Source organism: Sulfuricurvum sp. RIFOXYD12_FULL_44_77 (assembly GCF_001830725.1).
Taxonomy (GTDB): Bacteria; Campylobacterota; Campylobacteria; order Campylobacterales; family Sulfurimonadaceae; genus Sulfuricurvum; species Sulfuricurvum kujiense_A.
This window is the reverse complement of the sequence record NZ_MIBU01000024.1, coordinates 1-11,250: the sequence shown is the minus strand read 5'-3', so window position 1 is coordinate 11,250 and position 11,250 is coordinate 1. Positions and strand designations below refer to the sequence as shown.

9 protein-coding genes are annotated in these 11,250 nt (G+C 44.8%); 3 read left to right on the top strand and 6 right to left on the bottom strand.

The genetic code is table 11. The features are described from left to right. The coding region (locus tag A2517_RS01205; protein WP_294893543.1) for a helicase-related protein at positions 1-2,128 on the top strand (2,128 nt) is incomplete at its 5' end. Here the strand turns inward: A2517_RS01205 and A2517_RS01200 are convergent. From A2517_RS01200 to A2517_RS01175, 6 genes are read right to left on the bottom strand one after another with little or no spacing between them, the layout of a single operon-like run. Further along, entirely contained in the window at positions 2,114-3,112 is a 999-nt protein-coding gene (locus A2517_RS01200; RefSeq protein ID WP_294893542.1) for an HD domain-containing phosphohydrolase, read from the bottom strand. The genes A2517_RS01205 and A2517_RS01200 overlap by 15 nt on opposite strands. 12 nt (positions 3,113-3,124) lie before the next feature. Then, positions 3,125-3,748, bottom strand: a complete 624-nt coding sequence (locus tag A2517_RS01195) for a DNA-binding protein (protein ID WP_294893541.1) — start codon at positions 3,746-3,748, stop codon at positions 3,125-3,127. Next, a complete protein-coding gene (locus tag A2517_RS01190; RefSeq protein WP_294893540.1) occupies positions 3,745-4,698 on the bottom strand; it encodes an HD domain-containing phosphohydrolase in 954 nt (317 codons plus the stop codon). The genes A2517_RS01195 and A2517_RS01190 overlap by 4 nt, the downstream gene beginning before the upstream one ends. Positions 4,699-4,707: 9 nt before the next feature. After that, positions 4,708-5,205 (bottom strand): YajQ family cyclic di-GMP-binding protein, encoded by a 498-nt coding sequence (locus A2517_RS01185; protein ID WP_294893539.1) that lies wholly within the window; start codon positions 5,203-5,205, stop codon positions 4,708-4,710. 55 nt (positions 5,206-5,260) lie between these two features. After that, the gene (locus A2517_RS01180; protein ID WP_294893538.1) at positions 5,261-5,956 is read right to left on the bottom strand and encodes a 2Fe-2S iron-sulfur cluster-binding protein; all 696 of its coding nucleotides are present in this window, start codon (positions 5,954-5,956) and stop codon (positions 5,261-5,263) included. A 58-nt stretch (positions 5,957-6,014) separates the two neighbouring features. Further along, complete coding sequence (locus tag A2517_RS01175; protein ID WP_294893537.1) at positions 6,015-7,616, bottom strand: FAD-dependent oxidoreductase; 1,602 nt, start codon at positions 7,614-7,616, stop codon at positions 6,015-6,017. A gap of 230 nt (positions 7,617-7,846) precedes the next feature. Between A2517_RS01175 and A2517_RS01170 the strand changes: the two genes are divergently transcribed. Then, positions 7,847-9,331 (top strand): extracellular solute-binding protein, encoded by a 1,485-nt coding sequence (locus A2517_RS01170; protein WP_294893536.1) that lies wholly within the window; start codon positions 7,847-7,849, stop codon positions 9,329-9,331. Positions 9,332-9,345: 14 nt separating this feature from the next. Further along, positions 9,346-11,250 (top strand): EAL domain-containing protein (locus A2517_RS01165; protein ID WP_294893535.1); only part of this gene is annotated, 1,905 nt, incomplete at its 3' end.

Here is an 11,250-nt window from a genome sequence, read left to right as displayed (position 1 = left end):
TCTCGCTTCTCACCGTTATCTCACGAAAGAGCAGATTATCGCTTCTCTCAAAAGCGCACCCCCCTCCACCCAAACCTATGGGGCCCTCTCGCTTGAAGTATTACGAGAGGTATTGACGCACCATTTGCATACTCCGCTAACATCTATCGGAAGTGACGATTTAATCATCGAAATTAACAAACAGCTTATCCTGCCCCATCGCACTGAGCCGCTTGAATATACCCTCTCCCTTCATCTGGATGCGCACGAGCTGAGCCGCCAAATATGGAATGAAGAAGAGCTGACTATCGCAACGATGGTCGAGAAACAAAGTGTTCAGGAAGAGAGAGCATTTCTGGATGAGTTACATCATCTCATCGAAGAGTGCCGTACAAGGTCTAAACTCTTAGAGATGAGCGATGAAGTTCTTTATGGGGTTGTCTATGAACTCCTCATTCCCTATCTCGCCCATACTCCCCATATCAGTTCCAAAACGACTCGACGGGTACTCTTTTCGTTTGACCAGCGCAATGCGAACGAACTGCTCAAACGTCAGCGCCAAGCACTTCTCGCCAGAACCGTGCGCGATTTCAAAAATCTATTCCCGCTAGCACGTTCACTGCGACGCCGTCTTATTTTTCATACCGGGCCTACTAACAGCGGTAAAACCTATACGGCGTTTCAACAGCTCAAAAAGGCGGGGACGGGATATTATCTCGCGCCGTTGCGTTTGTTAGCGTTAGAAGGGTACGAGACGCTTCGTGAGGATGGGGTCAACGCATCGCTTATCACCGGAGAAGAACAACTCCTCGATGAGGATGCAACCCATATCAGTTCCACCATCGAGATGCTCAGTTTCGAAACAGAGGTCGATTGCTGTGTTATCGATGAGGTACAAATGATCGATGACCGCGATCGGGGATGGGCGTGGGCGAATGCCATCATCGGAGCACCTGCGAAAACGGTTATCATGACGGGATCGCCCAATGCCCGCGAGGCGGTTATCGCATTAGCCGAATATCTGGGTGAGCCGTTGGAGATTGTCGAGTTTGAGCGTAAAAACCCTCTCGAACTTCTCAAATCTGCCACTGCAATTGACGCTATTGAGCCTAAAACTGCCGTGATCGCCTTTACCCGTTCCAATGCTCTGCGATTAAAACAGCAACTCTCTAAAACGTATAAAACCAGCGTTATCTACGGAAACCTAAGTCCCGAAGTACGCCGCGAAGAGGCGCGACGTTTCCGCGAAGGGGAGACGGACATTCTTGTTGCAACCGATGCGATCAGTATGGGGCTGAACCTCCCGATCAAAACACTGCTGTTTTCCAAAGCCGACAAGTTCGACGGCCAAAACCAGCGTAACCTCACCGCCACTGAGGTACGGCAAATCTCAGGACGTGCGGGACGATACGGGTTAAGTGAAAAAGGGTATGTCGGTGCCCTTAGCGGAGATGTCCTCAAAACCATCACCACCCTCTTTACCAAAACAATCGATCCGATAGCTCTCCCCTTTAACGTAATGGCAAATTTTGATCACATTATGCTCGTCTCCAATATTTTAGAGGAGAAATCACTCTCCAATATCGTTGATTTTTTTGTCGAGAACATGAAGTTCGAAGGGCCATTCCGTGCCGCCAACCTCGAATCGATGCAGGAGGCCTCCGCTATCGTCGATCGCTATGATTTGGATATGCGAACCAAATATACCCTTGCTACCGCACCCCTTTCGACCTCATCACCGCTCGTTATGGCGGCATTCGAACGCTATGTAAGAGCATTAGAGCAGAAAAAACCGATCGCCTATATCCCGCCGCAGCGCTTGGGTCATTATGCCCTCTCTATGGAAGAGCTTCAAGAGGCGGAAGATCGGATTAAAGAGATCAGTCTCTATCTATGGCTGTCGTATCGATTGGGAGAGTTCTTTGTCGATGCCGAAAAAGCACGGACGTTTAGAGGAGAGCTGAACCGCTTTATCGAAAATTCGCTCCAACAAAGCCATTTTGTCCCACGGTGTAAAACGTGCGGAAAACCGTTAGCCCCAAACAGCGAATTTGCGATTTGCCAAAGCTGTTTTAATAATCTCAACCGAGCTAAAGGGCAGCAAAATTCTACCGAAGCGAGAAAACGTTTCCCCTCAAACCGCCGATAAAATATCATCGTGCTGCTGCATTCGAATAAATGCATCAACTATCTCCATATCGAGATGGTGCTGCATCGTTTTTTTCATTAGCATCAAGGTATCGTAGGAGCTCATACTATCTTTGTAAGAGCGTTTGGTTGAGATGGCATCAAATACATCACATACACCGATAATACGAGCAAAGAGCGTAATGTTTTTCCCCATGAGCCCATCAGGGTAGCCGCTTCCGTCAAGTTTTTCGTGATGATGACGTATCCCATCGAGAATACGGTTATCACGAATTCCTATCTTTAAAGCGATCGTATGTCCATAGAGAGGATGATGCTTCATCTCCTCAAATTCACTATCGGTTAAATGCCCTTTTTTATTGGTTATTTTTGAATCGACTCTGCTTTTCCCCAAATCATGAAGCAATGCCGACATCCCGAGTTCTTCAAGGGTTATCGCGTTAAGTTCTAAAAATGATCCCAAACTCAGAGAATAAATACACACATTGATCGAATGGGTATGGGTGTAATAATCATAGGCAGTAATTTTGATCATAGACTCTATCGCATAAGAATCACTGAAAATTGTATCGACGAACGTATTGACCACTTTTTTTGATTTTGGGACATTTTCGAGCTCTTCGGGATTTTCAAACATCTCATCAAGAATAACCGAGGCTTGCCGATAGATGACCGCCGCTTTTTTAATGATCGGTATATGCTCGTTTCGAGCCACCGCCTGAACGATCTTATCTACAAACAGATTGTATAAAGGAAGATCGCTTTGACGTATGTAAAGAGCGCGCATCTGATCTATTTCCGTTTTGATTTCCGTATCGATAATCGTATTTTTAGACCAAAAAAGTATTTTTTCCGAAAATTTCCCTTCACTGCGAAAAAGGTCAAACTCAAGAATGTCATTGACGTCTAAAAGCCATTTTTCAATTTCTACAAATGATGGGGGATGGCTTTCATCGTATCGCCGGAAAATGCGTATTTGTTTCACTTCAATCGTTGCCTAACGCAACAAATCCGAGTAATCGTATTCGGAAGGATTGAGAAATACCTTTCCGTTACGGAGACTAAGCCTCACATCATCCCCCATCACTGCTTCAAAGCGACTCTTGATCTTTTTTTTCTCTTTATCGTTATAACGTTTGAGCTTCAAAAAGGATTTTAATGAAATCCACTCCTCGATTTCGGTATCAACCACATCGACATTAATAGCCTCTACCGTCTTTGCCTCTTCCATGACATCATCCACGGAAGCATGAGAGAGAAATTTGGTTGCCACCACATGCAAAACACTGCGCAGCTGTGCATCGCGCTCTTTATATATTTGCTCTACTTTGACCCGTTCGTCGATCAACATTTGTTCACGCTGATCACGCAAGCGGTTCGTCTCTTTTTCGAGAACATCTACTTTTTCGCGGAGACGCTCATTTTCCTGCTCGATATAGTGGGTATAACGGCTATCGCTCACAACGTTAGCGGAAACATTACTTTTCGCCGATTCAACAGCAACATATTTCACTCCGTTATCAACGATGCAATCCAAACTGCCGCGCCGTATCCGATTATGAATCGCCTCTTTGGAAACATTAAAATACTCCGCCGCATCGGCGATGGTCATTTTCTTCATGATTTTCCTTGTGTATGTAACATTTTAATAAAGGCATTTACAAGTCCCATATCCAAATGCCCCTCCATCTGCTCTTTCATCAGCTTAAGTGATTCAAAAGAACTCATAGGGTCTTTATAGGAACGTTTGGTTGAGAGGGCATCAAAGACATCACAGACACCGATAATACGAGCAAACTGACTAATCTGCTCCCCACTCAGATTGTCGGGGTATCCTCCCCCCCTAATCTTTTCGTGATGGTGACGAATGCCGGTTAAAATTCGCTCATCGCTGATACCCAGCTTCAAAGCAATCTCATGCCCTAGTGCAGGATGGTTTTTCATCTGCGTGAATTCATCGTCGGTCAGTTTACCATTTTTATTGATGATCTCGTAGTCGATCTTACTTTTACCAAGATCGTGTAAAATAGCCGCCATTCCGAGCACTTCTAACTCTTTTCCCGTGATCCCTAAGAAAGAACCTAAACTGAGCGTGTAGATACTGACATTGATGGAGTGGGTATGGGTATAATAGTCGTGTGCCGTAATCTTCATTAACGATTCGACAGCACTCGTGTCGTTAAGAATAATATCGATGAAATTGTTGACAACCGGCTGCGTATTTTCAACGTTTTTAAGCGATTCAGGATTACTGAACATAGCATCAATCGTTTCAGACGCTTTTTCATAAATTAAACGGGCCTTTTGCTCCGTCGGGATATCCGAGTTTCTTGCGATACTTTGAAGATGTTTATTGACATAAGATTGATATTGTTCTTCCTCGTCTTCACTGATATAAAGCATTTCAACTTCTCGAAGTTTTACTTTAGTATCCCCACTTACCGCACTGTCACTTTGTAAAAAAATGGTCATTGCATTTTTAGTCTCATTCGTCAAAAAAAGATTGAAATCGATTTGTGACCCTTCGGTAATGAGCCGCTTATCAATCCGTTTGTACTTTTTTTGCTTCATTTCAAACTCTTATCTGAAATTATCAAACACAAGCGGAGCTTCCCACTCCATAGCCTTGATGTGAGCCATAATTTTTTGAAGTTCATCTATCTGTTTAGACTTAATCCGAATATGTTCACCTTCAATAGCCACCGTCGCTTTTGTTTTCAGGTTTTTGATTTCGGCCTGAATTTTTTTTGCCTCTTTGGCATCGATGGTATCAACTATTTTATAGGTCGCTTTACGGCTCCCGCCGCTTGCATCCTCGGTTTTAAGTTCATTGAGTGCTTTAGAAGAGAGTCCCCGTTTGATAAGTTTAGCAACAACAATATCTTTAAGAGCGTCGAGTTTGTTATCACTGGAAGCCAAAAGAATTAGCTGCTTCTCTTTTTCGCGATAGTTGATTTCGTACGTGACCCCTTTAAAGTCATAACGTCCTATAACCTCTTTTTCGGCTTGGGAAATAGCGTCTTTAAACGCTTGAAGATCAATTTTTGCGGAGATATCGAGAGAGTGTTCAGATGCCATATGAAAGTCCTAACTGTTTTATAACATTAGTATAACACACTAAAACCTTAATGTTTTAAAAATCCCATCCCCCCAAATCAAAACCTCCTCCAAAATTCATCGTCGGATCAGGATACCCCAGCATAGCACTTTTAGTTCGTAGCATTCGGATATCTTGCATAGGTGCAATACCCTGTGGACACACGGGAACACAGGCTCCACACAGGGTACAGTCCCATATTCCATTGGTTTGAACTGTCGCCATTTTCCCATCACTCTTCTCTTCGCGTACATCATTCACATAGCGCCACACACGAGTGAGGGCAAAGGGACCGATGAATTCAGGATTTACGGCATAGACAGGGCATGCACTGTAACACGATCCGCACAGAATACAATCCGTTTGCGTCTCGATACGGCTCGCTTCCTCTTCGCTAACACATCCCTCACGCGAACCTTCACTCCAAGCGCTGGCGCGTAAATTAAAATACTCGATAGAAGATGTGTCCACCACCAAATCCCGAATTACGCGAGCATTTCGAATCGGTTCAATCACATCGCCATCACTGGGTTTGTATTCACACATCAACTGCTCACGTCCATTCACTCGGACGGCACAGCTGCCGCATACCCCGCTACGGCATCCATGAGAATAGGTTAACGACGGATCAATTTTTGTTTTGATGTGATTTAAAACACTCAAGAGGGTAATGTTTTCTATCTCGACGTTATAGACTTGTGATTCTTCACCGCGTAAAATAACTATTTCCATCAGTCACACCACTCCCGTTCATTCTCTTCATCATCAAAATCATCCTCTATATCTTCGTTCATTGTATAAAATCCGCGCATAGTACTCCATCCTCTTTCCATGTGATTGTGTGGGCTCCGAACATTCGGTCATTTCTCACGGGTGCGTCAAGTCGGTAATGTGCTCCGCGACTCTCAACACGGCTGATTGCACTCACGACAATGATCTCGGCTAATTCAACTTTATTACCAAACTCAATAAATTCGACCAAATTAGTGTTACACACTTTTGACTTATCGCGAGGCCCCATAAACGGCAGCTCTTTCTGCATCTGACGGATTGCGCCAAGCACCGCTTTAAGCCCCATATCATCACGTACTAACCCGACATTGTTATAGAAGATATTGGCGAGCATCTCCTGTTTTTGGTAAAAGTCTATCTGGTTAGTGAAATACATCACTCCGCGAACAAAGTTCGTATCTTTCGCTAACTGTGGGTTATCCGATGAGGGAATGGGATTTTTAGTCCCGTATTCAGCCGCTTTTGCTCCGCCGTGACGGCCGAAAACAACTAACTCAAGAAGTGAGTTCCCCCCTAAGCGGTTAGCTCCGTGGGTTTTATGATTTGCACATTCACCGACGGCAAACAACCCATTCACACTACTCATACAATCGGCATTAACCTCAATTCCCCCCATACTGTAATGGGCGGCAGGCTTGATCGGTATCAGTTCATGAACGGGATCAATCCCCTCGTAGAGTTGTGTCAATTTTCTCTCTTGAGGAAGCGTATGATTGATAAACGCTTCTCCCAAATGGCGGATGTCAAGATAAACAGTGCCACCCTTATCTATCTCATCGTGAATCGCACGAGCCACGATATCTCGTGGTGCGAGTTCGTCGGTAAACCGCTCATTCTCAGCGTTGAGAAGATATCCCCCCGCACCGCGAGCACTCTCGCTGATCAAAATCGAAGAACCCTTCAGTGCCGTCGGATGAAATTGTATAAACTCCATATCGGCGAGTTTCGCCCCTGCTCTTACTGCCGCCGCAAGTCCATCCCCCGTCGCTTGAACCGAGTTGGTGGAGTGTTTACCATAGAGGGCACCGTATCCGCCCGTAGCCAATATCACCGTATCGGCACGAATCTCTTCTACGTCACCGGTTTCGATATCTAAAAATGTCCCCCCTAACACACGGTTAGTCTCATGATCCACGATGAGGTTCAACAAGAATCGCCCGTTCTTAAACTCGATTCCCGCTTTGAGACACTGATCATACAGGGTATGAAGAAGTTTAAGTCCTGTATAGTCTTGCGCATAGCACGCACGCGGAGCACTCGCTCCTCCGAGCCGTCTGCGGGCAATCTCTCCGCCATCATCACGGCTAAAAGGCAATCCGATAGTGTTACACCATCGAATCGCTTCGGGAGCCCTCTCGCACATAAAGGTGATTTGCGATTCATCGCCTAATCCAGCAGAAGAGCGGAGAGTATCTTCTATATGGTTTTCGATTGCATCATCGGAACTTAAAACCGCGTTCATCCCCCCTTGCGCCATTGAGGTTTGGGAACGGGTCGGCAATGTTTTGGAAGCGACAATAACCTCAGCACCCTTTTCGTGTGCCGATAACGCACTCACCAATCCCGCACCGCCACTGCCGATTATCAATACTTTTGACATGCAAAACCTTTTTCATCACACTATCGTTTAAATGCAATCTTTATTCGTGCGGGATTGTAGCGAAAGGGATTTTAGGAGTTGCTCAACGCAATAAGCGAAAGAAAAAGTTTAAGAGAAAACCCCATTAAGGTTAAAGAAATGTAGCGTGCTATAAAATCAATTGCTATAGATAGGCCAGACCATCGGGACGGATACCGTTACGGAATTAAAATATTCTCATGGAGCCAAGAATGAAATGCTTCTCATTTACTGTACTCTTTTTTCTAACCACTCTTCTGTTTTTATCAGGATGTCAAAATCAAGACAAAACAACGTCAAAACCCACACCCACAAAGCCGTTTGCAGGACAATCGATCATTCTTATCGTCCCGACACTCGAAGCCAGACTCATACGTGGCCCGATTTTGGATGAAGTCGAAGCATTCGAAAAAAAAACCGGGGGGAAAGTTCGCGTTGTCACCCCAAGCTGGAATGAAACCATCGAGAAAATTGATCAATCGCTCACCGATCCAAATCTCAACTATGATATTTTTGTCGTTATTTCTATGTGGAACGGAACCCTTTTGGGGAACAACCATATCGAGCCAATCCCCGAATCGGTCAAAAAACAGATCGACTGGGAAGATATTCTCCCCATTTACCGCAATAGTGTCCTCTCGTGGAACAATAAAAGCTACGGCCTCCCGTATGATGGCGACTGTATCAATCTCTACTACCGGAAAGATCTTTTTGACGATCCGAAAAATCGCGCTGCTTTCCAGAATCGATACGGCTATCCGCTCACCCCTCCGAAAACATGGAAATCGTTTCGAGATGTAGCCCAGTTTTTCAACGGCTGGGATTGGGACAATGACGGAAAACCGGAATACGGGATGGCAGGATTGAGAGTTAAAAACGATATCTCTATGCTCCAATTTTTCGCTCAGGCCGCCGCGTATGCCAAACATCCTGACGATAAAGCCTATTATTTTGATCCGGAGACGATGAAGCCCCGCATCAACAATCCCGCGTTTGTCAAAGCATTAAAAGATTATATTGATTTCATGCAGTTCGGCCCTCCGGGGATGGCAAGCTTTGCGGGGCATGATGTCCGTAACGCTTTTGCATCGGGAGAGGTAGCCATGGCTATGGATTGGGCCGATATGGGAATCTTTGCCGCCAATTCACCGGTCTCCATCGTCAAAGATAACGTCGGTTATGCCCAGATACCGGGTTCGGACACCGTCTACAATGCCCGAAAATCCCAATGGGACAAACGCCCCAACAGTGTCTCATCTATCAGCGGAAACTGGATGTTTTTGGTCAATAAAGAGTCCAAAAACAAAGAACTGGCCTTTGCGTTTGCGGCGCATATGACCTCAAAAGAGATGACCAAAAAACTGACCGCAACAAACGGAACGGCTGTCAACCCCTCCCGCTATTCTCACTTTAACGATCCCGCTTCATGGAACAGCGCGGGATTTTCTACCCCTTCGGCTAAAGCGTATCTCGATGAGATCACCGTCTCGCTGAAGAATCCAAACGTCGTTTACGACATTACCATTCCCGGAGCCGGAGAGTATTATCAGGCTATTGATGAGTATGCATACAAAGCCCTTATGGGAGAAATGAAGCCCCAAGAAGCGATGAATAAAGCGGCGGAAAAATGGGAAAAAATCACCGATAAAATCGGGCGGGAAAAGCAAAGTTCTTTTTATAAGTCTTCGCTCAATTAGCTATGCAAAATACTTTGACTCTACGTAAAATTGCCAATCTCAGCCTCGTTACCATTTTGGGTGGTTCCATTGTCGTCGGAACCCTTTTGGTGCTGCTACTACGCGATTACGAACGGATTACGGAGGATAAGGAACTCAGTAAATCGGCGTACGAGTCTCTCTTCATCCTCAAATACGATACCGAACGATTACTGACGACATCGGATTTAGAACAGCAAAAACAAACTCTTCTTGAATCCCAAGAGGAATTTCAAAAACATTTTGCTGCACTAACTCCGAATATCCGAGAAAAAGAAGAGTGGATCGAATTTAAACACATCATCCTCAGCGAACTCGATCAAGTACGAAACGTCTTAGACAATGAACTATTTTCGAAGCAAAATATGATGGAAAAATCGCTTTTACGGCGACTCGGAGAGGGACTCAACGCCAATGAAAACAGTGCTTACTACATCAAAATCCGAGATTTAAATAACAAAATCGTCTATCTCAAGCAATATGAAGATTTTCTCCTTGATGAGCTTTATTCCTTCCAGTTTACCAAATCGCAGGAGGCAGAAAAGCATTTAAATAATGCCAAAATCATGCTTGTTTTGGTCATTATCGCAACGTTTGTATTGCTCGTCATTTTGGCCTATTTTGTCTCCCGAAGTATCAAGAAAGCAGAAAACAGCCTTTTAGCGACACAGGAGAATCTCAAAAATGCTCTAGCTTCACTCGAAGAAAAACAAATCATTTTGGTCAGACAAAGAGACATTTTGGATCACTCCGCACACTACGATTCCCTTACAAGCATCCCTAATCGACTTAATTTTGTGGAAAAACTCAACCACTATATTCTACTAAACCAGCCATTTGCCATCTGGTTCATCGATCTAGATCGCTTCAAAGAGATCAACGACTCTTTCGGCCACAGTATCGGAGACGGCGTTTTACAAGAGGTAGCGAAGCGTCTCGAAAATACGATAGGATCAGGGTCGGTTGCCCGCTTCGGCGGGGATGAATTTGCAATCATCGTGGAGCATGCACAGTCCAAAAACGATACGGAAGGGATTATCAAAGATTTTTTAGAGAGACTTGCCGATCCGATGAATGTAGGTGGATATGAAATTTTTATTACTTGCAGTGCGGGAGCAAGCTTTTTTCCGAACGATGCCCAAAGTGCCGAGGAACTGCTCCGAAATGCCGATTCGGCGATGTATCAGGCTAAAGAAGAGGGGAAAAATACCTATCAGTTTTATACACAGGAGATGACACAAAAGGTTTACGAGCGGCTTACACTGGAAAACAGCTTGCGCAAAGCTCTCACCAATCACGAATTCCTGCTCTATTATCAGCCGCAAGTTGATATGACTCTTGGAAAAATAATCGGCTTTGAGGCGCTGATACGGTGGAACAACCCGGAATTTGGGATTGTATCCCCTCTCAAATTTATCCCTATTGCCGAAGAGACGGGGCTTATTATCGAAATCGGTGAATGGGTGATTGAAGAGGCATCAAGACAAATAACGCAATGGAAAGACGAGGGACTCAATCCGGGCTACATTGCAGTCAATATTTCGGCCAAACAGCTGATTCACGGCAATTTGGAGAAAGTCGTCCCCGCAATCCTCAAAAAGCACGGTTGTCTTCATGAATGGATAGAGTTGGAACTCACGGAAAGTATTATCATGAACAATCCCGACTATTCTAAAAATATACTCATGCAACTCTCTGAAATGGGATTTAAATTGGCGATAGACGATTTCGGAACGGGATACTCATCACTCGCCTATCTAAAAAATTTGCCGATTAATAAATTAAAAATCGACAAATCATTTGTCGACAACCTCCCCGAAGATCAGGCGGATGGTGAAATTGTAAAATCGATCATCCACCTGTGCAAAGGGCTAAATCTCAACATTGTCGCCGAGGGAATC